21 protein-coding genes are annotated in these 23,731 nt (G+C 54.3%); 9 read left to right on the top strand and 12 right to left on the bottom strand.

What is annotated here, in order from left to right:
* The first annotated feature begins 12 nt into the window (after positions 1-12).
* From lgt to ALIPUT_RS00315, 3 genes are read left to right on the top strand one after another with little or no spacing between them, the layout of a single operon-like run.
* Positions 13-918, top strand: coding sequence for a prolipoprotein diacylglyceryl transferase (lgt, locus tag ALIPUT_RS00305; protein ID WP_004327538.1), 906 nt, complete (start codon positions 13-15; stop codon positions 916-918).
* Positions 915-1,910: a hypothetical protein gene (locus tag ALIPUT_RS00310; protein WP_004327539.1), complete on the top strand. Its 996-nt coding sequence runs from the start codon at positions 915-917 to the stop codon at positions 1,908-1,910. The genes lgt and ALIPUT_RS00310 overlap by 4 nt, the downstream gene beginning before the upstream one ends.
* Entirely contained in the window at positions 1,907-2,398 is a 492-nt protein-coding gene (locus ALIPUT_RS00315; RefSeq protein ID WP_004327540.1) for a GtrA family protein, read from the top strand. Before ALIPUT_RS00310 ends, ALIPUT_RS00315 begins: the two co-directional genes overlap by 4 nt.
* Before the next feature lie 231 nt (positions 2,399-2,629).
* On the opposite strand, the gene ALIPUT_RS00320 is transcribed toward ALIPUT_RS00315, so the two are convergent.
* Positions 2,630-3,775, bottom strand: coding sequence for an iron-containing alcohol dehydrogenase (locus tag ALIPUT_RS00320; protein ID WP_004327541.1), 1,146 nt, complete (start codon positions 3,773-3,775; stop codon positions 2,630-2,632).
* Positions 3,776-3,882: 107 nt separating this feature from the next.
* Positions 3,883-5,925 carry an excinuclease ABC subunit UvrB gene (gene uvrB / locus ALIPUT_RS00325; protein WP_004327542.1) on the bottom strand — a complete coding sequence of 681 codons (2,043 nt, stop codon included), beginning with the start codon at positions 5,923-5,925 and terminating at the stop codon, positions 3,883-3,885.
* A 162-nt stretch (positions 5,926-6,087) separates the two neighbouring features.
* On the opposite strand from uvrB, the gene ALIPUT_RS00330 reads away from it, so the two are divergent.
* The 5 genes from ALIPUT_RS00330 (at position 6,088) to ALIPUT_RS00350 (ending at position 11,029) form a co-directional block, all read left to right on the top strand.
* The gene (locus ALIPUT_RS00330) at positions 6,088-6,909 is read left to right on the top strand and encodes a DUF5694 domain-containing protein (RefSeq protein WP_040293009.1); all 822 of its coding nucleotides are present in this window, start codon (positions 6,088-6,090) and stop codon (positions 6,907-6,909) included.
* Between the two features lie 35 nt (positions 6,910-6,944).
* Positions 6,945-8,921 carry a DNA primase gene (dnaG, locus tag ALIPUT_RS00335; protein WP_004327544.1) on the top strand — a complete coding sequence of 659 codons (1,977 nt, stop codon included), beginning with the start codon at positions 6,945-6,947 and terminating at the stop codon, positions 8,919-8,921.
* A gap of 272 nt (positions 8,922-9,193) precedes the next feature.
* On the top strand, positions 9,194-9,658 hold the full coding sequence (gene smpB / locus ALIPUT_RS00340; RefSeq protein WP_022460686.1) for an SsrA-binding protein SmpB: 465 nt from the start codon (positions 9,194-9,196) through the stop codon (positions 9,656-9,658).
* A 254-nt stretch (positions 9,659-9,912) separates the two neighbouring features.
* Entirely contained in the window at positions 9,913-10,620 is a 708-nt protein-coding gene (gene tsaB / locus ALIPUT_RS00345) for a tRNA (adenosine(37)-N6)-threonylcarbamoyltransferase complex dimerization subunit type 1 TsaB (protein WP_022460687.1), read from the top strand.
* Positions 10,621-10,678: 58 nt separating this feature from the next.
* Positions 10,679-11,029, top strand: coding sequence for a hypothetical protein (locus ALIPUT_RS00350; RefSeq protein WP_004327548.1), 351 nt, complete (start codon positions 10,679-10,681; stop codon positions 11,027-11,029).
* A 325-nt stretch (positions 11,030-11,354) separates the two neighbouring features.
* Here the strand turns inward: ALIPUT_RS00350 and ALIPUT_RS00360 are convergent, their stop codons facing one another.
* The 8 genes from ALIPUT_RS00360 to ALIPUT_RS00395 form a co-directional block, all read right to left on the bottom strand.
* Positions 11,355-12,038, bottom strand: coding sequence for a M48 family metallopeptidase (locus tag ALIPUT_RS00360; protein WP_004327550.1), 684 nt, complete (start codon positions 12,036-12,038; stop codon positions 11,355-11,357).
* 25 nt (positions 12,039-12,063) lie between these two features.
* Positions 12,064-12,795 (bottom strand): 23S rRNA (guanosine(2251)-2'-O)-methyltransferase RlmB, encoded by a 732-nt coding sequence (rlmB, locus tag ALIPUT_RS00365; protein ID WP_004327551.1) that lies wholly within the window; start codon positions 12,793-12,795, stop codon positions 12,064-12,066.
* 125 nt (positions 12,796-12,920) lie between these two features.
* On the bottom strand, positions 12,921-13,508 hold the full coding sequence (locus ALIPUT_RS00370) for a flavodoxin family protein (protein ID WP_004327552.1): 588 nt from the start codon (positions 13,506-13,508) through the stop codon (positions 12,921-12,923).
* 31 nt (positions 13,509-13,539) lie between these two features.
* Positions 13,540-15,471 (bottom strand): ribosomal protection-like ABC-F family protein, encoded by a 1,932-nt coding sequence (abc-f, locus tag ALIPUT_RS00375; protein WP_004327553.1) that lies wholly within the window; start codon positions 15,469-15,471, stop codon positions 13,540-13,542.
* An 81-nt stretch (positions 15,472-15,552) separates the two neighbouring features.
* Complete coding sequence (rpe, locus tag ALIPUT_RS00380; RefSeq protein ID WP_081443347.1) at positions 15,553-16,203, bottom strand: ribulose-phosphate 3-epimerase; 651 nt, start codon at positions 16,201-16,203, stop codon at positions 15,553-15,555.
* A gap of 326 nt (positions 16,204-16,529) precedes the next feature.
* Entirely contained in the window at positions 16,530-18,170 is a 1,641-nt protein-coding gene (locus ALIPUT_RS00385; RefSeq protein WP_147554491.1) for a hypothetical protein, read from the bottom strand.
* Positions 18,171-18,396: 226 nt separating this feature from the next.
* Positions 18,397-19,296, bottom strand: a complete 900-nt coding sequence (locus ALIPUT_RS00390) for a hypothetical protein (RefSeq protein WP_187117655.1) — start codon at positions 19,294-19,296, stop codon at positions 18,397-18,399.
* A gap of 225 nt (positions 19,297-19,521) precedes the next feature.
* The gene (locus ALIPUT_RS00395) at positions 19,522-20,094 is read right to left on the bottom strand and encodes a hypothetical protein (RefSeq protein ID WP_004327557.1); all 573 of its coding nucleotides are present in this window, start codon (positions 20,092-20,094) and stop codon (positions 19,522-19,524) included.
* A gap of 246 nt (positions 20,095-20,340) precedes the next feature.
* Here ALIPUT_RS00395 and ALIPUT_RS00405 point away from each other — a divergent pair, with 246 nt between their 5' ends.
* Entirely contained in the window at positions 20,341-21,651 is a 1,311-nt protein-coding gene (locus tag ALIPUT_RS00405; protein WP_004327559.1) for a DNA recombination protein RmuC, read from the top strand.
* Between the two features lie 194 nt (positions 21,652-21,845).
* Here the strand turns inward: ALIPUT_RS00405 and ALIPUT_RS00410 are convergent, their stop codons facing one another.
* Together ALIPUT_RS00410 and ALIPUT_RS00415 are read right to left on the bottom strand one after the other, a co-directional pair.
* On the bottom strand, positions 21,846-22,364 hold the full coding sequence (locus tag ALIPUT_RS00410; protein ID WP_004327560.1) for a GNAT family N-acetyltransferase: 519 nt from the start codon (positions 22,362-22,364) through the stop codon (positions 21,846-21,848).
* Complete coding sequence (locus tag ALIPUT_RS00415; protein ID WP_004327561.1) at positions 22,364-23,596, bottom strand: ROK family transcriptional regulator; 1,233 nt, start codon at positions 23,594-23,596, stop codon at positions 22,364-22,366. Before ALIPUT_RS00415 ends, ALIPUT_RS00410 begins: the two co-directional genes overlap by 1 nt.
* Positions 23,597-23,731: the final 135 nt, after the last annotated feature.

The following is a 23,731-nucleotide window of genomic DNA, read 5'->3' on the forward strand; positions in this document are numbered from 1 at the left end:
TTTGCATAACGTATGATCCTTCCAATAACCGTTGTCTGGGATTTCAATCCCGTCTTTTTTTCGATCGGATCGTTCGATATCCGTTATTACGGACTGATGTGGGTGCTGGCGATTCTCGGCGGCATGCTTTTCTTCGACCAGGTCTGTAAACGCGAAGGGCTGCCCCAGAAGGTTTCGGAGTCGATTTTCGTCTATGGCACGCTGGCCACGATCCTCGGTGCCCGTCTGGGACACTGTTTTTTTTATGAACCGGGGTATTTTCTTGCCCATCCCTGGGCTATCATTACGGATTTCCGCAACGGCGGCATGGCCAGTCACGGCGCTGCCGTCGGCCTGCTGATCGGTCTTTGGCTTTTTTCGCGCAAGAATAAACTTCCTTATATCTGGTCGCTCGATCGGATTATGCTACCGGTCGCTATCGGCGGCGCCATCGTCCGTCTGGGTAATCTGTTCAATTCGGAGATCGTGGGGGCGGTGACCGATGTTTCCTGGGGGTTCAAGTTCGTTCGGCTTTATCCGAATGTTCCCATCGACTCCATCCCCGTGCAACACCCGACCCAGCTTTACGAAGCGTTATGCTACCTGGTGATTTTCGGAATCCTTTGCTGGCTCTATTACGGACGTGACCTGGGCCGGCGTCGTCCGGGCGTGATGTTCGGCGTGGGGCTGATCGGGATTTTCCTGACTCGTTTTTTTATCGAGTTCATCAAGTTGGATCAGGAGGCTTTCGAGCAGGGTATGCTGTTGAATATGGGACAGTTGTTGAGTATTCCGTTCATTCTGGTGGGGATTTATATGATTTACCGGGGCATGCACCGCTCTCCGGTAGATCCCGATACGGTGCGGGTGGTTCGACAGCAGACTGTCCGGCAGCAGGGCGGCAGTTCCAAGCCACGTAAACATCGTCGTATGAAATGATGCAGGACGAGGTAAATAAGATTGTTTTCAATGCGCTGGCCGACGGACGGGAAATTTGGTTTCCGGGAGTCGGCTCGCTCGTTCCCGAATTTCGGAGTGCCTGGCGTGCATCGGCTCGGCAGTTGGAACGTCCTTCCCGGCGCATTGCCTTTCTCCTCTCCGAGCAGCGGGGCGTTTCCGTGATAGACCTGATTGCTCGGGCGGGGGCTTGCGATGTTGCTGCGGCCGAAGATATCTATTCCCGGTGGCTCGACAAAGCCCGGGTGGAGGACGGAATCTCCATTCCGGGAGTCGGGGAGCTCAATCACCGCTACTTTCGGCTCGATTCGCAGCTCGATGCCGTTCTCAATCCTCTCGGACACGATCCGCTGCCGCTGAAACGCCGATATTCCCGGCTACCCCTTTATCTGGGGATCGCCTTGTTTTGTACGGCGGCTGTCGGTTACGGAATCTGGCAGTACGGAGAGTGGATGCGGCTGCCGTTCGTGGGCGATTCTGAAAAGCAGGAGGTCCTTCCCGTTGCCGAGGTCGTTTCATCCGTCCCGGCAAGAACCGGGAGCGGAACTCCCGAAGCCACCGGAGGTGATGCCGAATCCGGTGCGATAGACTCCGAGCCGGTTGCTGAGAGCCGTCCCGTCGAAACGTCGCAGGATGATGAGGCGGCTGGCGTCGAAACCCTTTCCGAGGGCGCGACGGGTGCGGGCCGCGCCGATCTTGACGCCGACTACGAAGCGCCGGTTCCCGAGGTCGCCAGGATGATTCCCGGCAGAACGTATGTGGTTTGGGGCGTTTACAGCACCGAGGAGAATGCCCGGCGAGCCGTCGCCGAAGCCCGGGCCCGCCTGTCGGACACAAACTTCCGGATTTACTTTTTCGGGAAGAAGTGGATGGTTTCCGTTTTCGAAAGCGATTCTGCTGCGGAGTGCCGTGACTTTATGAGAAATGCGGGGGCCGGTCTGAAGGAAGTGTGGCCCTATACGAAAAAACGATGACTTTTGCACTGATCCTGCGGCGTGCGATCGACTGGTTTTATCGGCGCCCTTTTTCTTGTGTGATATCCGAAACGGTTTTCCGTTACGGGGCCTGCGGTGCGATCACGCTGTCCGTGGATGCGGTCAGCTATGCCCTGATCTATCATTTTCTGGTTGCAGGCCGTTATTTCGACCTGGGATTCGTGGTTATGTCGCCGCATATCGCCTCTTTGGTACTGGTTTTTCCCATTACGTTCTTCACCGGCTTCTGGCTGAACCGCTATGTCGCGTTCCGCACGCTGCCTGTTGCGGCGGGCAAACAGTTGGGGCGCTATCTATTGACAGTCGTAGGATCTATTTTGCTCAATTACGCCTGTATGAAATTTTTGGTCGAGGTGTGCGGTCTGTGGCCGACTCCTTCCAAGTGTATCACATCGCTCGCCGTAGCTCTTTACAGCTACCTGGCGGCCCGTTATTATACGTTCAAGGGAATTTCTTCGGTAAAATAGAAGGGATCTGTACTCGATTTATAGGCCTTGCTCTTCGACATTTGGCTCGGAGTTGTCGTTGCTCGCAGTTTTCGGGTGTTTGCAGTCCGGATTTTTCCGGAAATACTTTTGTGCTGTTCGTGAATCAGGTGTGAGCATAATTCGGTGCAGATGGCATGGATTGGGGATGATTACGAAGTAAACAGGCGAAGCGGGTTTTCAAACCCGCTTCGCCTGTTTCGGTTCCTACCCTTATTTGCAGAGTTCGAGGATACGGCGGGTCACGTCGCCCGTGATGTTGCCCGCTTCGCCCAGCCGGGAGCCGCGCTCGTTGAAGCGACGGACGATCTCGTCGATCGTATCTTGCCCGATCTGCAATTCGTGCAGGCGAGTAGCCAGTCCCAGCGAGCGGAAGAACTCTTCGGTGGCGCGGATCGTCCGGTCGATGCGCTCGTCCTCCGAGCCTTCACGGATACCGAACACCCGCTCGCCGTATTGCAGGATTTTTCCCTTCTTCTGTTCTCGCATTACGCTCATCAGGGCCGGGAGTACGACCACGAGGGTCTGTCCGTGCGTAACGCCGTGCAGGGCCGTCAGTTCGTGTCCGATCATGTGGGTCGCCCAGTCCTGCGGCACGCCCATGGCGATGAAGCCGTTCAGTCCCATCGTCGCGCAGAGCATGAAGTTGGCCATCTGGTCGTAATCGTGCTGATTCGCTCGGATTTTGGGGGCGATTTCGATCAGCGTTTGCAGAATACCTTCCGCCCAGCGGTCCATCAGCGGCGAAACGCCCGTGACGGTCAGGTATTGCTCCATGACGTGTACGAAAGTGTCTGCGATACCGCAGGCTACCTGGAACGGCGGCAGCGAGAAGGTGGCTTCGGGATCGAGGATCGAGAATTGCGGGAACGAGTGGTGGAACGCGAACTTCTCCTGCGTGGCGAGGTTGGAGATCACCGCCCCGGCGTTCATTTCGGAGCCGGTGGCCGGCAGGGTCATCACGTCGCCGAACGGAACGACTTCGCCGATTTTGTCTTCATCGAGCACCAGCTCCCAGGCATCGCCGTCGTAGGGAATGCCCGCAGCGATGAGCTTGGTACCGTCGAGTACCGAGCCGCCGCCCACCGAGAGCAGAAAATCGACCTTTTCGGCTTTGCCCTGGGCAATGGCTTTGCGCAGGGTTTCGATTTTGGGATTAGGCTCGATGCCCCAGAACTCTACGAAGTCGCGGCCTTTGAGCGCTGCGACCACCTGGTCGTACACGCCGTTTTTCTTGACGGAGCCGCCGCCGAAAGTAACCATGATCTTCTTGTCGGCCGGAATCTCTTTCGCCAGCTTGGCGATGGAGCCTTTGCCGAAGATCAACTTGACCGGATTTTGGAAAGTGAAGTTGTTCATACGTTTCTCGTTTATTCTGTTTGTTTTCCCGACGAATTGCCGCAAGGTTCTTTTCGTCGGGTTGAAAGCATTGTTTCAAGCTTCATATTTTATGCCGCATTTTCGCGCTACCGTTTGTACTCGGATTCTTTCAGCTTTTGCAGTTCGTACATGCGGTCGCGGAATTTGGTAGCGGCCAGAAAGTCCAACGACTTGGCCGCACGCTCCATCTCTTCCCGGGCCCGGGCGATCTGCGTGTCGATGCTCTCGGTCGAGTAGGCCGACGTAACGTCTGCGGCCAGCGTCTGCCGGTTGTCGGGCAGAGGGTAGAGAATTCCATCCGTGACGGGTGTCTGAACCGTATTTGCCAGCAGGGTGCTCTGTCCCGAGCCGCTTTTCTGCGCCTGTCGGGGGAGCATTTCGTGCTCCATGTTGTAGCGCATCTGTTTTTCGCGGCGGCGGTTGCTCTGTTCGATGGCGTAGCGCATCGAGTCGGTGCAGTGGTCGGCATAGAGGATGACGTTGCCGTTCGAATGCCGCGCCGCACGGCCCGCGATCTGGGTGATCGAACGCACGTTGCGCAGGAATCCCTCCTTGTCGGCATCGAGGATCGCCACGAGGGCCACTTCCGGCAGGTCGAGTCCTTCGCGCAGCAGATTGACGCCGATCAGCACGTCGAACATGCCGGCCCGCAGGTCTTCGAGGATCTGCACCCGTTCCAGCGTGTCGATGTCCGAATGGATGTAGCGGTTGCGGACCCCCACTCGGTCGAAATATTTGGAGAGCTCCTCGGCCATGCGTTTGGTGATGGTCGTGACGAGTATCTTGTCGTCGTTGCGTACCCGCTTGTCGATCTCCTCCAGCAGGTCATCGATCTGGTTGTCCGTGATCCGCACTTCGAGTGGAGGATCAACCAGTCCTGTCGGCCGGATCAACTGTTCGACGATCACTCCTTCGCTCTTCATCAGTTCGTAGTCGGCCGGTGTGGCGCTCACGTAGATCGTGGTGCCGACCAGTTGTTCGAACTCCTCGAAGCGGAGCGGCCGGTTGTCTTTGGCTGCGGGAAGACGGAACCCGTACTCCACGAGGTTCTCCTTGCGGGCGCGGTCGCCGCCGAACATGGCGTGCACCTGGGGGAGCGTGACGTGGCTCTCGTCGATCACCATCAGGTAATCCTGCGGAAAATAGTCCAGCAGGCAGAAGGGTCGCGTCCCTTCTGCACGTCCGTCGAAATAGCGGGAGTAGTTCTCGATGCCGGGACAGTAACCCAACTCCTTGATCATCTCCAGGTCGTACTCCACCCGCTGCTTGATCCGCTGCGCTTCGGCCGGACGTCCCGCTTGCTCGAAGAAGGCGATTTGCTTGCCCAGGTCGAGGTAGATCTGCTGCACGGCCGTGTGTATGCGCTCCTTGGTCGTGACAAACAGGCTCACTGGGTAAAGGGTGAGTGCGTCGAGCGTTTGGATCCGCTGGCCGGTTACGGGGTCGATGCTCTGGATGCTCTCGACTTCGTTGTCGAAAAAGGTGACGCGGAAACACTGGTTGCCGAATTCGCCGAAAGCCGCCATGATGTCGATCGTGTCGCCCGTCACGCGGAATGTCGCGGGGGTCAGTTCCCGTTCGGTCCGGGTATAGAGCGCTTCGACCAGTTTGTAGAGGAACTGCTTGTAGTTGAGGATTTCGCCGACTTCGATATGAATGGCCATCGAGTGGAAATCGCTCGGATTGCCGCAGCCGTACAGACACGATACGCTGGAAACGACGATGACGTCCCGCCGCCCCGAGAGCAGGGTGGCGGTCGTACTCAAACGCATCTTTTCGATTTCGTCGTTGATCGAAAGGTCCTTTTCGATATAGGTATCCGTCGAAGGTAGGTAGGCTTCGGGCTGATAATAGTCGTAGTAGGAAACGAAGTATTCGACCGCATTTTCCGGGAAAAAGTTCTTGAACTCCCCGTAGAGCTGTGCCGCGAGGGTCTTGTTGTGACTCAATACGAGGGTCGGCCGGTTGAGCTGGCTGATGACGTTGGCCACCGTGAAAGTTTTGCCCGAACCGGTCACGCCCAGCAGCGTATTGTGCTTCGAGCCGTGCCGGATCGAGGCCAATAGCTGTGCGATCGCTTCGGGCTGATCGCCCGTCGGGGCATAGTCGGATACCAATTTGAAGTCCATAAGGCAAAGATAACGATAATTGAAAATTAACGTTCAAAAACAGAATATATTTTGCCTCTGTTTTTTCAGGAGTGTAATAGAATATGTTTTATGTAAAACATGTATTTTTGTATAAATTCAGTTTTGCGAACAATCTTTCCTGCGGCGGAAAAAATATACGACATGAAAAAAATAATTATTTTGATCGTTTGTGTTTTGTCGGCTTGTTTTGCCGCTGCACAAGAGCCTGTTCCGGTACTCACTTTAGGTACCTTTCATTTCGATTTTCCCAATCTGGATCAGGTGCAGTATGCCGAAAGCGAGCAAATAGATGTCCTGAACCCGGTTTACCAGAATGAGATCGAAACATTGGTCGGTTTGTTGGAGAAGTTTGCCCCAACGATTATCGTTATCGAACGGCCGGTTAAAATGCAGTTCGAGACGGACTCTCTGTTCCGTCGATATTTGGCGGACTGTTATGATTTGCAGCGAGGAGAAGACGAGCAGATCGGATTCCGGCTGGCAAAACGGCTGGGGATAGACCGGATTTACTGCGTAGATGAATGGGGAAAGCACTATGACGAAATCGATGAGTTATTACGCGATGAAAACAGTAAGGAGTATATCCGTTTCGAAACCAGTTTTTACGACCATCCGGATTCTATTAAAAGGTTTGTGCCCGAAGCTGTTTTCAAGGAGCAGGGAATTATTGCCGAACTTATCGAGCTGAACGACCCGGAGCATATTCGGCGTAGTCTGGGTAATTACTTGATCGGTCATTTCAAATATGAATTCTTCTCGAACGATTATATCGGTGTAGATTTTGAAACGGGAAGGTGGTTTAACCGGAATTTGCGGATATTCCGGAATATTCAACGGATCGAAACGGGGCCGTCCGACAGGATCCTCGTTATTTTCGGAGCGGGGCATCTGAATTTACTGAACTATCTATTCGAATGTTCTCCTGAGTATCGCCTCGAAGAGGCGAATAAGTACTTGATGTAATCCGTAATAATTGAATTATTCGTACCTTTGCAAAGATGATCGACCGGGAAACAATAGATAGGATTTACGCCGCTGCGAATATCGTGGATATTATCGGCGAATACGTGACGCTCAAACGAAAGGGTGTCAATTATCAGGCGTGTTGTCCGTTCCACAACGAGAAGACCCCGTCGTTCGTCGTATCGCCTTCGAAGGGGGTTTACAAGTGTTTCGGCTGCGGCAAGGGCGGCAATGCCGTCACTTTCCTGATGGAGCACGAGAATATGACTTATCCCGAGGCGTTGAAAGCCGTGGCCAAGCGTTACGGTATCGAAGTGCGGGAGAAGGAGATGACGCCCGAGGAGGTCGCCCGCAACGACAACCGCGAGAGTATGTTCGTCGTGAACAGTTGGGCGGCGGAGTATTTTTCGAATTACCTGCTCCATGAAACCGAAGGGATGAGTGTCGGCATGACCTATTTCCGGCAGAAGAGGGGATTTTCCGATGCGACGATCAAGAAGTTCGGGCTCGGATTCTGTCCCGCCAGGGGCGACCGAATGAGCTGGGCGGCTTTGGCTGCCGGTTATAAGGAGGAGTTTCTGGTTTCGACCGGACTTTCGATCAAGCGCGACGACGGTTCGCTCTTCGACCGTTTCCGGGAGCGGGTGATGTTCCCCGTGCATAACATTTCCGGCCGCGTGGTGGCTTTCGGAGGTCGCACGCTGCGTACAGACAAGTCGGTTGCGAAGTACCAAAATTCGCCCGAAAGCGAGATTTACAGCAAGAAACGCGAGCTGTACGGCCTGTTTTTCGCCAAGAAAGCGATCCAGCAGTATGATTTCGCGATCATGGTCGAGGGATATACCGACGTGATTTCGATGCACCAGGCGGGGGTGGAGAATGTGGTGGCTTCGTCCGGTACATCCCTTACGACCGAACAGATTCGCCTGCTCGGACGTTTTACCAGGAATATCACGGTGATCTACGACGGTGATTCGGCGGGTATTCACGCTTCGCTGCGGGGAATCGACATGATTCTGCGCGAGGGGATGAATGTCCGTGTGGTGCTGCTTCCGCCGGAAGACGATCCCGATTCGTTCGCCCGAACCCATACGGCTGCGGAGGTGCAGGAGTATATCCGGGCCAACGAGGAGGATTTCCTGACGTTCAAGGCCAAGCTACTGTTGAAGGATGCTGCCGGCGACCCGATCAAGAAGGCGGCGTTGATTAACGACATGGTGCAATCCATTGTGCAGATTCCCGACCCGATCCAGCGCTCGGTCTATATCAAGGAGTGCGCACGGATCATGGACATCGACGAGAACCTGCTGATTGCCGAAGTGGGGCGCAAGCGTATGGCTTCCACGGGCGACCGCGAAGCCGAGGAGTTCGTGCGGCGTCAGAGCGCCCGTTTTCGTGCCGAGCAGACTGCGCAGCGCCCTGAAACGGTTTTTGCGGGACAGGTGACCGGGGGCAGCAGTGCCGAAGCGCTCGAACGGGAGCTGACGCGTTATCTGCTCAAGTACGGTCATTGTTCGTTCGATTTCAAGGAGGGCCGGAATGTCGTTCAATATAATGTCGCCGAGGTAATTTTCGGGGAGTTGGACGCCGACGGTTTGGAGTTCCAGAACCGGGTCTTCAATGAGATTCTGCGGGTTTACCGCGAACAGTGGTGCGCTTTGGGATTGGGGGTCGAGGTGCCGATCCACCACTTTATCAATCACTCCGATCCGGAGGTGTGTAACGTGTCGGTGGATATCCTTACTTCGGAGGATCATTACGTTCCGAGCGAATTGTGGCGGCGCAAGGAGGTCCATGTCGAGAGCGATGCCGAGATGCTGGCTGTCGGAGTGCCGAAGGCCGTGACGCTCTACAAGTCGAAGGTGATCGAGCGGATGTCGCGGGAGCTTCGTGAAAAACTTCAGGACGAGAATCTTACGGACGACGAGATGCAGGACATTATGCAGCGGCTGTCGAACCTGAACAGGGGAAAGGTTTCGATTGCCCGGAAATTGCATCGGTTGATTCTGTAAAAAGAGGGGTCCGGGCGTACACGTATCACTATGCATACCGTGTGCAAACAGAAAATAAACAGAAAGATGTGTAAAACATATCAAAGATAGTCAAAGGCGAGAGCAGTCATGCGCGTTTGCACGCAAAGATTGCCGAGCCGCATCCTATCTTCTACAAAGATAAAAGAATTAGTTATCTTTCCCGGACACCCTCTGCGGTTGATTAATCAAATATGGTGCCGGATCGTCGGTTCCCGAACAGAGGTTCCGGCGGAAAAACAGAGAAATTGGATATGGCCGATTATAAGAATATTAACATACGGAACAAACGCGCGACCTTCGATTACGAAATTATCGAGGAGTGGATCGCGGGCATCGTGCTTGTGGGTACGGAGATCAAGTCCGTACGGCTGGGCAAGGCGTCGATCACGGACAGCTACTGTTATTTCGACAAGGGCGAACTCTGGATTCGGGGCGTGAATATCGCCGAGTACGGTTGGGGGACCTGCAACAATCATGTTCCCCGCCGCGACCGCAAACTGCTGCTCAACCGCAAGGAGTTGAACAAGATTCAGCGGGCATTGCAGGACAGGGGATTGACCGTGGTGGGCTTGCGGCTCTTTCTCAACGAGCGGGGGCTGGCCAAGGTCGTCGTAGGTCTGGCCCGGGGGCGCAAGGCCTACGATAAGCGCGAGTACCTCAAGGAGAACGACGCCAAGCGCGAGATGGACAAGGCGATGAAGAAATATCGGGCGTAACCTCGGAGAGCATCCCGGGGCCGATCGTCCTGCCGCTGCCTGCTGTCGGGTGGAATCGGATCGTACGGCTATTCGAAACGCTTTGCAGGGAGCGGTTTCCCTGCGGCGGCTTTTCGGATCGGAGAAACGGTTCGCATCCCGAGGGGCGGACTTCGGCGATCATTCCGCTTCCCGTTCGCTTCAGGGAGGGGGCGACAATGTCGGTGCGAAGGTCTGCCGGAGGTGTTTGGATTGAAAAACGAAAGAAAAAAGATATGTCACTTATTCTATGTATCGAAACCGGCACGGACATCTGTTCGGTCGGTTTGGCCCGGGACGGGGAGTTGATCTCGCTCCGGGAGAGCGATCAGGGGCGCGACCACGCCCGCCAGGTCGGAGTTTTCGTCGATGAATTGCTGTCGCAGACCGGGATCGCTCCCGAAGAGCTGGATGCCGTCGCTGTCGGCAAGGGGCCCGGCTCCTATACGGGGCTGCGTATCGGCGTTTCGTTCGCTAAGGGACTGTGCTACGGGTTGCGGATCCCGCTGGTGGCGATCGGTTCCCTGGATGCCCTGACCGAAGTTGCGAAAGAGGATTACGAAGCGGGGATTCTCTCGGTCGATCGCTGGGAGGAGGCGTGCCTCTGCCCGATGGTGGACGCCCGCCGCATGGAGGTTTATACCCGGGTATTCGATGCTGCGGGAACTCCTCTTTCGGACGTATCCGCCGAGGTCGTTACGGCGGAGAGTTTCGCGGCATGGCGCGGAGACGGACGTCCTTTCGTGATTTTCGGAAACGGTGCGGCCAAATGTGCCGGATTGCTGCCCGATGCGACGCTGATCCAGGTGGCGCCTTCTGCCCGAGGGCTTGCGCGGCTGGCACAGGAGGCGCTCGATGCGGGCCGCACGGAGGATATCGCGTACTTCGAGCCTTTCTACCTGAAGGATTTCGTCGTCACCCGGTCGAAAAAGAAGTTATTCTGAATTATAGAAGGGAATGCGTACCCGGTTGCGTAGAATAACGATCGGGTCTTATATTTTTATGGCCTATATCACTCTGCTTTGGAGCCTGATCGTTATATTCGCTCTTTGTTATTCGGATCTCGCGCAAGGTGAGGATCTGCTTTCGGGGGCAGACTGGTGTTTTGGTTTAATGCCTGTCGTTCTCTGGGCCGCTATTATCTTCGCATTTCTTCGTATTCGTACGTTCACGTTCGATGAGGCGGGTTTTACCGTATCTTATCCGTTGCTTTTTGTCCGAAAGCGGATCGCGGCCGAAGAGATCGGCTGTATCGAGGTTTTTGTAAAATTCTGTGGGAAAGGGCTTTCGTTTGCCTATCGGGTCATCCATATAAATTTAGCCGGGCAAAGGCCGGAAAATATTATGAATTGAGAGAACTCGACTATCTGCACTTCGGCGAGATATTGAAAGTAAAAATACTGAAGATCGATTACGCGAAGTGTCTGCGGCTGAAACGGGAGTATATTCGGGAGAATAGCCCTTCGATTTTTGATCTGATATTTTGGATAGGACTGTTTCTTTTCGGAGATTACCTTGTCGGTTGGATGATCTGTCAGCTTTTTACCCGTCATTATGAGGAGCTGCCTGCGGTTCCTCTTATTTCTTTTGTATTTGTGTGCGAGTGGCTTTATATCGAATTTCTGCTTCGGATGAGAAGAGAAAAAGAGCGGTTGAAGATTCGATCGTGAATTTTTACTCAATAGGCCCTGTAACTCCTCAGCTCCTTGTTGAGGAGTTTTTCTTTACCCCCGACCAGCCGGTCGAGCAGCGCATGGAAGCGGGGGGAATGGTCGTGGTGGACGGTGTGGCAGAGTTCGTGGAGGATGACGAAGTCGCGCAGATGTTCGGGCAGCGTCATCAGGTACAGGCTCAGCGACAGGTCGTTGCGCCCGTTGCAGGAGCCCCATTTGGAGCGGGTGGCCCGGATCGTTACCGAACGGTATTGCAGACCGGTTCGCACTGCGAGTTCCGCTACGCGGGACGGTAGTACAACCATCGCTTCGCGCCGCAACTGTTCCCGCCGGCGGAGTTCTTCTTCGGGCGAAAGGGTGGGGCGTGGAGGTTGCTGGGCGAGCCGTTCGGCTATTCGATCCCTGGCTGTCTGAATCCATTCGATGCGGCTTTCCAGAAATTCCAAAGCCCGGGCGGTCGAGACGCCGTAAGGGTAGGAGAGCCGGACGGGGCCGGAAGGCCTTACGCAGAGTGAGATCCGCCGTGCCCGGCGGCTTTGCGAGAGGGTCACCTCTCCGACTATCGGATGGACGATCGTCTTTTGCCTGCGGGCGGGTTTTCTGGTCGCGGGCTTCGATTTTGGATTCCGGGTTGCCGGATGATCCGGCTCGGAGCGGAACAGGTCGAATAAGTCGCGCAGCAGGGACATCGTGTCGAGAGGTTGGAGGGCAGGATTAACCGATTCGCTGACGTACGATTTCGAACAGCAGTACTGCCGCTGCCGCCGAGACGTTGAGCGACTCGATCTTGCCGATCATCGGGATCGCCAGCTGTTCGTCGCAGAGCTTCAGCACCTCTTTCGAAATGCCCGTATCCTCGGCGCCCATAACGAGTGCCGTAGGCTTGCGGAAATCCGCGTCGTAGAGCAGCTTGCGGCTTTTTTCCGTAGCACCTACCACCTGGTAGCCTTCTGCCTGGAGCGCTTTGAGCGTGTTGCGGATCGAACCGACGCGGCAGACGGGAATGGCGGTCAGTGCACCCGCCGACGAACGAATCGCCTCCGAATTGACGGGAGCGGCATTCTTCAGCGGTACGATCAGTCCGTGCGCTCCGGCACATTCGGCCGAGCGGGCGATGGCTCCGAAGTTACGCACGTCCGTCACGCCGTCGAAGAGGACGATCAGCGGCGTCTCGTCTTCGGGCACCCGTTCCAGAATGTCGTTCAGTTCGACGTAGCCGATGGGGGAGATCTGGGCGACGACGCCTTGGTGGTTGCCGCGCGTGAGGCGGTTGAGCTTCTCGACGGGAACCTCCTGTGTGCGGATGCGATGCCGCAGGCAGAGGTCGCGCAGTTCGGTCATCAACTGCCCTTCGGCGCCTTTGCGAATGTAGAGTTTTTCGATCTGTTTGCCCGCTTCGATCGCTTCGACTACGGGGCGGATGCCGAATACAAGGTTTTCCGTCATGGTATTGGTTGGTTCGTTAGTTGATTTTTTTTGTCTTTTTGTCGTGCGGCTTTTCGGATCGGGCCCGGAATCATGCTTTTCGGTGTTCTTTATCCGGACAGTCGAATCGGATGTCGCCAAAAGTTTTATTCTATTTTTCGAACGATTCTGCGGGTGCGTGCGGTGATTCGCCGGGCCTCCTTTTCGGAAAGTTTGCCGTTCATTTTCCGGGTGCCGGGGATTTCGCAGGTCCGGACTTTCATCCCTCCCGTACCCAATATTTCACGGACCGAACGGACGGCACCCCGGCTCTGCCGTGCGAGGATGTTGAAAGGCCAGGGCGTCGTACAGGCAGCGATGACGAGTGCACGTTTGCCTTTTTGCCGGGGCTGCGGAAGGCCGAGAGCCGATTCGCCCATGAAAACCGGAACGAGCCGCTCGAAGAGCATCTTCAGCCGCGCTGACATACCGCCCCAGTAGGTCGGAGTCCCCACCACGAGCAGGCCGGCCTGCCGGATCCGTTCGCCGACGGCATGGGCCGCATCGCGGGGCAGCGGACAAACGTTCGTCGCGCGGCACTGCATACAACCCGTGCAGGGGCGGAACTCCGTGCGGTAAACATCGATCCATTCGATGTCGGCTCCGGCCTGCCGCAAGGTGTCGGCAGCGGTGCGGAGCGCCTGGACGACAACTCCCTGCGGATGGGGCGATCCGTTGAGGATAAGTGCTTTCATGGTGCTGCTGGCTTTCTTCCGGCTCCGATCGTTACTCTCCTTCGGTGATTTCCAGTTCGTACGACGCCTTCTCCCATTCGTGCATCTGGTGGTCGTATTCGGCTTTCAACTCGTTGTAAGCCTTGTAGTCGGCTTCGTTGTATTGGGTCGCTTCGGCGAATTTACGGTCGTAATCCGCGATCTTCTTCTCCAGATCGGCCAGCGATGCTTCGATCGTTTCGACCGCCTTGCGGAGCTTGCGCAGGAGTTTTTCCTGCTCTTTCTTCTGTTCGTAGGTCAGCTTGCCCGAAGAGCTGGCTTTCGGCGCCGCCTCTTTCGCGGGAGCGTCCTTACGCTCCACCTCCTGCAAGGATTCCAGTTTGCGTTTTTCGAGGAAGTAGTAGATGCCGCCGAGGTATTCGCGTACGCCGCCGTTCCGGAATTCGTAAACCTTGGAAACCATGCCGTCGAGAAACTCGCGGTCGTGGGAGACGACGATCACCGTACCGTCGTATTTCATGATGGCGTTCTTGAGAATATCTTTCGAACGCATATCCATGTGGTTGGTCGGCTCGTCGAGGATCAGCAGGTTGTAAGGCTCCAGCATCAGACGGGCCATCGCCAGTCGTGCGCGTTCGCCGCCGGAGAGTACCTTGACCTTCTTGTCGATGTCCTCGCCCCGGAACAGGAAGGCGCCGAGAATGTCCCGCAGACGTGTGCGCACGTCGCCGACGGCTACGCGGTCGAGCGTGTCGTAAACCGTGAAATCGCCGTTCATCAGGTCTTCCTGATTCTGTGCGTAATAGCCGATGTTTACGTTGGCTCCCACGCGGATCGAACCTTCGGTGGGCGTGAGTTGTCCCACGATCATCCGGGCCAGCGTGGTCTTGCCTTCTCCGTTGCGGCCTACCAGGGCGATCTTGTCGCCCCGTTCGATGGTGAAGTTCGCTCCGCTGAAGACATGTTTGGAGCCGAACGACATCCCGGCCTCCTTGATCTCTGCGACGATCTGTCCCGAACGCGGGGCGGGCGGGAACTTGATGTTGAGCGTGGCAAGATCCTCCTCCTCGACCTCGATACGCTCCAGACGGTCGAGTTGCTTGATGCGCGACTGCACCTGGTTCGATTTGGTCGGCTTGTAGCGGAATTTCTCGATGAACTCCTCGGTCTTTTCGATCATCCGCTGCTGGTTTTCGTAAGCGGCCATCTGCTGCGCCCGCCGTTCGGCACGCAGCACGACGTATCGGGAGTAGGGGACTTTGTAGTCGTAGGCTTTGCCCAGCGAGATCTCCACCGTACGGGTGGTCACGTTATCCAGAAAGGCGCGGTCGTGCGAGATGAGCAGCACCGCGCCGTTGTAGTTTTTCAGGTAATCCTCGAGCCACTGGATCGACTCGATGTCCAGGTGGTTGGTCGGCTCGTCCAGCAGGAAAATCGAGGGCCGGCGCAGCAGCAGTTTCGCCAGCTCGATGCGCATGCGCCAGCCGCCCGAAAATTCGCTCGTGGCACGCTGGAAGTCGCTACGCTTGAATCCCAGACCGAGCAGCGTCTTCTCGATGTCCGCTTCGCGGGTATCGCCGCCCAGGATGTGATAATGGTCGGTCGCTTCGTTCAGCCGGTGGAGCAGCGATTCGTAGTCGGACGATTCGTAGTCGGTGCGCTCGGCGATTTCGCGGGTGAGGCGGGCGATTTCGGCTTCGAGCTTCAGCACTTCGTCGAAGGCTTTGGCCGTCTCTTCGACGAGTGTCGTAGTGTCCGCTACGCGCATCTGCTGCGGGAGGTAGCCGATCGTGCATTCGCCGTTGTAGGAGATCGAACCCGAGGTGGGCTGCTGTTCGCCCACGATCAGACGCAGCAGAGTCGTTTTACCGGCGCCGTTCTTACCGACCAGGCCGATGCGGTCCTTGGGGTTGATGAGCAGGGATATGTTGTCGAAAAGCGTCCAGCCGCCATAGCTGACGGTGAGGTTGTCTAAAGAGATCATGGTTTCGTTTTCTGCGATTTTCCGTGCGTGCGGAACGCCCGGCTTGCCGGAAGTAGGTGCTTGGGTGAAAGGAGTCGGAGGTTAGCTCTGCAACATTCTCTCGATCTCCGCCTGCGGGTCCGGGGCGCCGAAGACGGCGCTGCCGGCGACCAGAGCGTCGGCTCCGGCGTCGAAGAGCAGGCGCGAGTTATGGGCAGAGATGCCGCCATCGACTTCGATCACTGCGGTAGATTCCGTTTCGTCGATCATGGCACGCAGTTCCCGGATTTTCTCCAGCGAGTCGGGCATGAAAGACTGTCCGCCGAAACCCGGCTCGACGCTCATGACGAGCACCAGGTCGATCAGGGGTACGATGTCGCGCAGCACTTCGACCGACGTGGCGGGCTTGATCGAAACGCCCGCTTTGGCGCCAGCGCGGTGGATCAGGTCGATGCACCCTTTGGGATTGAGCGTGGCTTCGTAGTGGAAGGTGACGATTCCGGCGCCTGCCTCGGCGAAGCGGGTGACGTATTTTTCGGGTTCGACGATCATCAGATGTACGTCCAGCAGTTTGGACGTGGCCTTGCGGATGGCTTTCATCACCGGGAATCCGAACGAGATATTAGGGACGAATACGCCGTCCATGACGTCGATATGCACCCATTCGGCGGCGCTTCGGTCGATCATCTGCGTATCGCGTTCCAGGTGGCCGAAATCGGCCGACAGCATCGAGGGGGATATGATTCGTTGCATGGTTTTAGATTCTTAAAACTGAATAATAGAAACAAAGACAATTTTGGAGTAGAGTTTACCCAAAATACCTTGTTATTTTTGGCAAAGATAGTAAATTCGAAATAGAATGAGGATGTCGGGCAGGGGAATTTATTTGTAGTTGTTTGGCGTTGTAATATTTCCGGTCTGTTTATGCTTTGTATTACGGACAGTCTTGTTGTAATTATTTTAGTTGTTATGCTGGTTTTACAGGGATTCTGTTGAACAGGAACGAGAAGAGAGAGGCATTGCCTCTCTCTTCTCGTTCCGAAAAATACTTTTTTCTGTTGCAATGCTTGTCGCCGGTTTTAACGAACCGATATCGGCTCGACGGTATTCTGAAGACGATATATGTAATCCGGCCATTCCGTCTGTACGTTGGTACCCGTGCGGAAATATGCATTTGTTAAAGGAATGTTGGTCTGCATGTTCGAAAGCGACATCGAACTGGACATAGGAATAGGTGATGCACCTTCCTTGGAGAGCGGCCCAATCAATACTCTCTCTATTTCGCTATAGTTACCAGAGGCATCTTCGGCCATCGAGAGGAATGTGCCTTGCTGGTCGGCCGGGAAGAGAATCAGTGTGGACGTTTCGTCTTTGAGTGTCGCTTCCGTGCTGACGTTTGTCAAAATAGCTGATAACATCTCTTCTTCGGGATATTTGGTTTTGTCGGTGTAGTCGGCCGACAAACCTAGGAAATACCAGTGGGCCGCGTCGGAGCTATGGCTGATTTCGATGTCTATGGCTAGCAGGTTCTTGCCGGCTAATGAACTTAATTCGGGATCGAGTAGAGCCAGTTGGTCGCAGTCGTAATAAGCCCGCATCCAAGCTTTGGCCCAAGCGGACGAAACGGTTGCTTTTGGTGTCGTTAATTTCTCGCCGACAAAGACTTCACCTGCCAGCGTGCCATCGAAGTTCATACAGACAGCGAACGGGATATATTCCGTTTCCGGAGAGAGGAGTCCGGCAGGGCTTTCCGGGCCGAAAGACATGGTGACCGCACCACGAGCACAGAATCCGCGAACGATCTCTCCGATCGTGTAGCCCTGTTCCTCGTAAGTCGTGAATATCTGTTGCTGATAAGCGCGTACGGTCTCTTCATTCGATCCGTATTGTGCGTATTTTTCGGCAGGTAAGAGCTCATACCAGTATAATACGCTCGGGTCGCTGGGTGTGACGGAAACTTCCGCGCTACGGGCCGTCAATTTAGCGGGATCGATGCTGAATTCAAAAACTGTTTCGGAGGGGTCGCCAGCCGGAATAGTCTGGAACGAAGCCGACTCAACACTGGTTGTACGACCGGCTTGGTAACCGAATACCACGACGGAATAAGACGTGTTTGGGTCCAGTGCGTTTATTGTGCGGATTTGCGATCCCGTGTAAATATCGTAAAGTCCTGTGTTCATCAGAATTCCGTTCGCATCGATATAGGCGTCGGCGAGTTCCTCTGGAGTCCCTTGTGATGAAACGGCTATAAACCAAGTGTAGGGATCCTGATTGGTGGGAGTAATCGAGATTTTGGCTGATGCATAAGAGACGTCTTCGTCGGGAATCTTGATTGAGAATGTATTTAGGGATACCGGAGTCTTCTGGCTTTCGAATGTGTATTGGGAGACTTCCGAAAGCGGGTTACCCTCCTTGTCGATCGCAGCGGCCAACAGATGGTAGGTCGTCGATCCGAAAAGACTTTGGAGCGTGTTGTTGAATGGTCCTGTGTGGGTGATGTCGGCTACGGCACCGGCTCGGTCGAATCCTTCTTCCTGAATGCCGTACTCAATGTCGCTTTCGAGCATATCTTTGAATAAAGCGTCTTTATTTTTATTTGCGTCTGTAAATTCCTTGTCGGTAGCACGAGTCCAATACCATGTTTGTGTATTGTCTGATGGTGTGATGGAAATCTCGGCTGCATTCGGACTCAAGGTTTGGACATCGAATGTGAAAGTCATTTCGACGGGATTGGATTGCTCTCCTTCGGATGGAGGAGTTATGTCCGGCTCATTTTCCTTGTTGCAAGCGCCTGACAGGATTCCGCACAAGAATAGCATGTTGATATAAAGAAGTCTGTGCTTTATGTTTTTTGATATATGTTTCATGGCTTGGTGTTTTTTTGTTGGAAATATTTTCAGCCGTCATTAAAGAAGACGGCTGAAAATATAGATTACTTGTGTCTGTTTACAAAGCAGTGAAGCCGTCCATCGGACCGACATAGTCAGCTATTACTTTGATTTTGTGTCCGAGTGGAGCTACGAAGAAGCCTTCGTAGTGGAGCGTCCATTTTTGGCTTCCGCTGTCATAAGACAGATTCAGGTCGCCTTCCATGAGTACATACGGAAATATGGGATCGTCCAAATCCTGTCCGAGCGTGGCGTATGAGTAGCCGGGAATGAACTCGATCTGTGTGGGATCGAAGCCTGCGGCCGATGCATCCGGAGCACGATTAATAAAGAAGAGGCGCATGTTGGCTTCTCCTTCGGTGTCGGGTTGAAGGTCAATACGTCCAATATAGGAACGCTCGTAACCTTCCAAATCTGACGTAAGTCCGTATGAAACTACGGCTGGAGTATTTGAATAGGTGTCTTGCCATACATTATATTGAGGCTCCTCGGGATCTTCGCCTCCTCCTTGTTCCCCTATAGAACCTTGGAACGACCCAGTCAGCGTGCTTCCGTAAACGACTTGTGCCGACGCGTTTTCCTGATAGATAATATCGTATGAATCACGGGCGTCGATTGTGAGCGTGTATTCGTTGGTTTCCGGACTCACTTCAACTTTTATCGAGCCGGTTTTGTAGCCGATTTCCGACGGGCCGAGTGTACCGTTGATGTAAACGGGAGCGTTGGCGAAATAGGCTTTGGCCAACGATACGGTTCCTGCTTCTCCATTTTCGCTGATTGGGTAGTTACCCGTTGCGAGCGTTTCGGTTTCGGAATGGAATACCAGCGAGAACTGTTTCAGGTCGGGGTGAGCAGAACTGCGTAGCGGAAGGGCGATTGTCTTCTTTTCGGCATTCCATTTGGCCCCTCCGGTTTCGTCGAATACCACATTGTTGAGAGAATAGTTCTTTAACTCCATCTCGTGCGAGAGTATGCCGGAGAATCGACCGGTAAACTTGGTTTCGCTTTTGGATAATGTGCCTGTAATGGTCAGAATTACAGTGTTTGCCGTGCCTCGTTCAATTTTGACCAATGTCCCTGCAGGAAGGTTGTCGTCAATGTCGCTATTCCCTTCGATGTCTATCAGATAAGAGGAGGATACTGTTTTATAAAGGTCTTCTGCAAGCAGGCGGCTGCCGTTTCTCTAGGCGCCGTTGTTTTCGATACCTTCAAGTTTGATTTGGGTCTGATAAACACTTGTGTTGTCCGTTTCGAACAGGTTAATTAGTAGCATGCCGTTAGGCAGATAAAGTAATTCTCCTGTTGAAAAAGTGATATCGATTTGCTCCGGTTTCGGTTCGGGATCTTCCGTCCCTGGGTCTTCGTCTTTGAGCGGGGTAAGTTGTAATTTGTTGGAAATTGTCTTGCCCGTCTGGTTCGCAGCTGCAGCGATAACGGCATATGTAATCTGCTTGTCGACGGGAACTCGGATCGAAAGTTTGTTCTTGTCCGTGAGTTTAATGCTCGTTCCGGTTGCGAAAATTTCATCAGCAGTCGTGGGGAGCGATTCGTTCGCGTTCATGCAGACGTAAGCGCATTGCTCGGCATTTTCCACGTTGATCGAGAAGTTCAGTGCCCCGATTTCACTTTCTAAAGCAGAAATTGAGATGCTCGGTTCGGGGATAAGGTCTGATGTTTCGTCATCACTACATGCAGAGAGCATGGCTGTCAAAGTCAATCCTACCAGGAAAAACTTCATGGAAGCAAAGTTCATCATAGAGCATTTTTTTGGTTAAAGAATAATTTCAGAATAAATATATGGATAAAAAATGATTTTACAATGTTGTTTCGAAAATAAATTAGATTATATTTTTTAGGTTCTTTGCCTCTATTATAAAATGTAAATAAATTTGCTTTTGCATTTGACTTATTCTTATCTTTGTTAAAGATTGGATGCGGTTCGGCAATCTTTGTGTGCATGCCCGTACGATTGCTTGCATCTTTTGTTATTTTTGTTGCTGTCATGAATACCGGAATCGTTGTCGTTTTATTGTCGCTCGGCGTCGTTTGCGCCGTGCTGGGTTTGCTTTTGCTCTCCCTGCGTCGGGATAACGCCCGTTTGTCGGACGAACGGGCTGCTGCGGACGAAGCTCGCCGCCTGGCCGAGGAGTCGCGCCGGGTGTCCGAAGAGAAATCCGCTGCCGCCGAAATCGAAATCCGCACCCTGGTCGAGCGGAGTACGCTGGCGCAGGCCCGTCTGGAGGCGGCCGAACAGCGAATGGCCGAGGCACGTGCCGAACGCGAAAAGATGGAGGAGACTTTCCGGACCCAATTCAAGAACCTCGCCAATGACATTCTGGGCGAACAGTCGCGCACTTTCAAGGAGACCAACCGCGAAGCGCTCGACGTGTTGTTGAAACCTTTCCGGGATAACATCGTGGAGTTCCGCGAGCGGGTCGAGAAGATCTACTCCTCCGAGAACGAACAGCGGGGGGCGTTGCGCAACGAGCTTGAACGCCTGATGGAACTCAATCGCCGCATCACCACCGAAACGACCAACCTGACCAACGCGCTCAAGGGCAATTCCAAAGTGCAGGGCGACTGGGGCGAGATGATCCTCGAAACGATCCTCGACAATTCGAACCTGATCCGGGGCGTACATTACGATACGCAGCTCAATATCAAGGACGAAGCGGGAAACAACCTGCGGCCCGACGTGGTGCTTTATCTGCCCGAAGGCAAACGGATCGTCATCGACTCGAAGGTGTCGCTCACGGCATTCGTCGGATACGTCGGGGCCGAGGACGAGGCGACCCGGCGCCAGTATCTTGCGTCGCACGTCGCGTCGGTGCGGCAGCACGTCGTCGAACTGGGTCGCAAGGAGTACCAGCGATTGCTCGATTCGCCCGATTTCGTCATTATGTTCATTCCCAACGAACCGGCGTTTCTGGCGGCGCTGCAAAACGACAGCTCCATCTGGGCCGATGCCTACGACAAGAAAGTCATCATCTCTTCGCCGACCAATCTTTTCGCTTTACTGAAGTTGGTGGACGATCTTTGGAAGCGGAACGCACAGAATAAGAATACGGCCGACATCGTTACTTACGGTACGAAACTCTACGAGCAGTTGGTGGCTTTCACCGCTTCGCTCGAAGGGGTGGGACAGTCGCTCGACGCCGCCCGGGACAAGTACAACGATGCCTACAAGCGGCTTTGCACCGGTAACGACAACATCGTCCGCTGCGGGGAGCGGCTTCGCAAACTGGGAATTCCGACCAAGAAACAACAGTCTGCCCGGACTTTGCAGGCGGCCGATTTACCGGACGAAGAGTAGCTTCGGCAGGGGCGGGATTGCCCCGGCACGACAGCGGTGCGTAACCGGTGCGAGGGGTGCTTGAAAAAGCCGGATGTCGGGAGGAGGAGATGCGAGTTTCCTCCCGAGATACGATAAAAAAAATCTACCGGGATGCTCCGTCGCCGATCACTTATCGGGCAGGAAAATTCCGGCAGATTTGTATTTCAAATTGTCTAAAGCAGCTTTTGGAGCAATACTTCGTCCTTATACCCTTCGGGGGTACGGATCCACTCCTTTTTAACCCCGACCCGGCGGAATCCGGCTCTTTCGAAGAGAGTCAGGCTGGGGACGTTGTCCGCGAGTACGTTGCACCACAGTTGCCGCAGCCGGAGTACCGTGCGGGCATACTCTTCGAGCAAAGCCAATGCCTCTGCCCCGTATCCTTTCCCGCGCTGTGCCGGATCGTAAACCAGAATGCCGACGCCTGCCCGTTCGTGCTGCGGCTCGAAATCGAACAAGTCGATGGCTCCGATCGTTTCCCCCGCTGTGTCGTCGATCATCAACCGCAGTTGTCCGCATCGGTAAATACCAGCCTGCTGCTCCTGGATGAATTGTTCGATCGAATAGTGCGAGAACGGTTCGATCGTACCGCTGACTGTCCACAACGAAGGATCGTTTTCCCACCGGCAGAGCAGTTCGAGGTCCTGAGGTTCGACGGCCCGCAGGCTGCAAATATGGCCTCGGAGCATCATTAGCAAAGTCCGAGCACCTGATTGCGAATCAACATGGCAGCACCCCAGGCGCTGGCCGTCTTGCCCATTTTCGACAAGCGGAATTTGGTGTCCTTATAAACCAGATTGAGCGAGTATTTGTTGGTCGCCGACTTGAGGGGCAGCATCAGGTAGTCGCCCGCTTCGGCCAGCTCGCCGCCTACGATGACCGTTTCCGGATTGAAGGTGTTGATCAGGAAGGCGACGGCCTTGCCCGCCTTTTCTCCGACCTCCTCGATCAGTTCGATCGAGAGATTGTCGTCGTGCTTGGCTGCGTCGATGATCTCATCGACGTGGATGGCTTCGTGCTTGTTGTATTTTTCGCGCAGGATCGTATTGACACCCTGGCTGATAAGCCGACCGAACTTCTGTTCGATCGCGATTCCCGAAACTTCGGTTTCGAGGCAACCTTTCTTGCCGCAGGAGCAGATGATTTCGTTGTCGAAGAAGGGAATGTGCCCGAACTCTCCGGCAAAGCCGCTCTTGCCGTAGTAGAGTTTGCCGTTCATGACGATACCGATGGCCAGGCCGCGTCCGAGGTGGAGGTAGAGTACGTCCATCTCGTCTTTGGATTTGCTGTTGGTGTATTCGGCATAGCATCGGGCCTGGGAGTCGTTTTCGAGCAGTACGCGGATGCCGATGCGTTGTTCGATCATATCGCGCAGGGACTGTTCGCTCGAAGTGAAATAGCGGTAACTGCGTCCCGTCGTGGGATTGACGCGTCCGCTGACGCTGACACCCACTCCGAGGATTTTCGCGCGTTCCACACCGCACGTATCGATGAAATGTGCGATATTCGAGCAGATTTTTTCGAGGCATTGAGGGCGATCCTGCAGTTCGAAGTCGGTCAAGAGTTCCTCTTTGACGATATTGTTGTGCAGGTCCGTGATGAGGAACGACATGTTGTCCCGGCCGATATTGACGCCTGCGAAATAGATGGCCGAGCTGGCCAGTCCGAAGACGTTGGGACGTCGTCCACCCGGAGTTTCGACCTTGCCCAGATCGGAGACGATGTTCTCCTGAACGAGTTCCTGAACGAGCTTGGTGATGGTCGGTACGCTGATGTGCAGCTCTTTGGTAAGCTCCGAGAGCGTACACTCCCCGTTCACCGCCATATGTGCGATGATATTTCGCTTGAAGAGGTTGTTCTTGTGCGAAATACCTTTCAGATTGTCATCTTCCTGTCGGCTGAAAAATTCGGTTAACGATGTCATAGTTATTGATGTCGTTTGATGTCTTCTGTAATTTTTGTGCAAATATAGAAAGAATTCAATCGAATTTGGCGTATTTGATCTTGTGATATGAAAAAAAATTATAAACAAAATAGAATCGATTGCTTGTCAATCGAT

It is taken from the genome of Alistipes putredinis DSM 17216, from assembly GCF_000154465.1.
GTDB lineage: Bacteria > Bacteroidota > Bacteroidia > Bacteroidales > Rikenellaceae > Alistipes > Alistipes putredinis.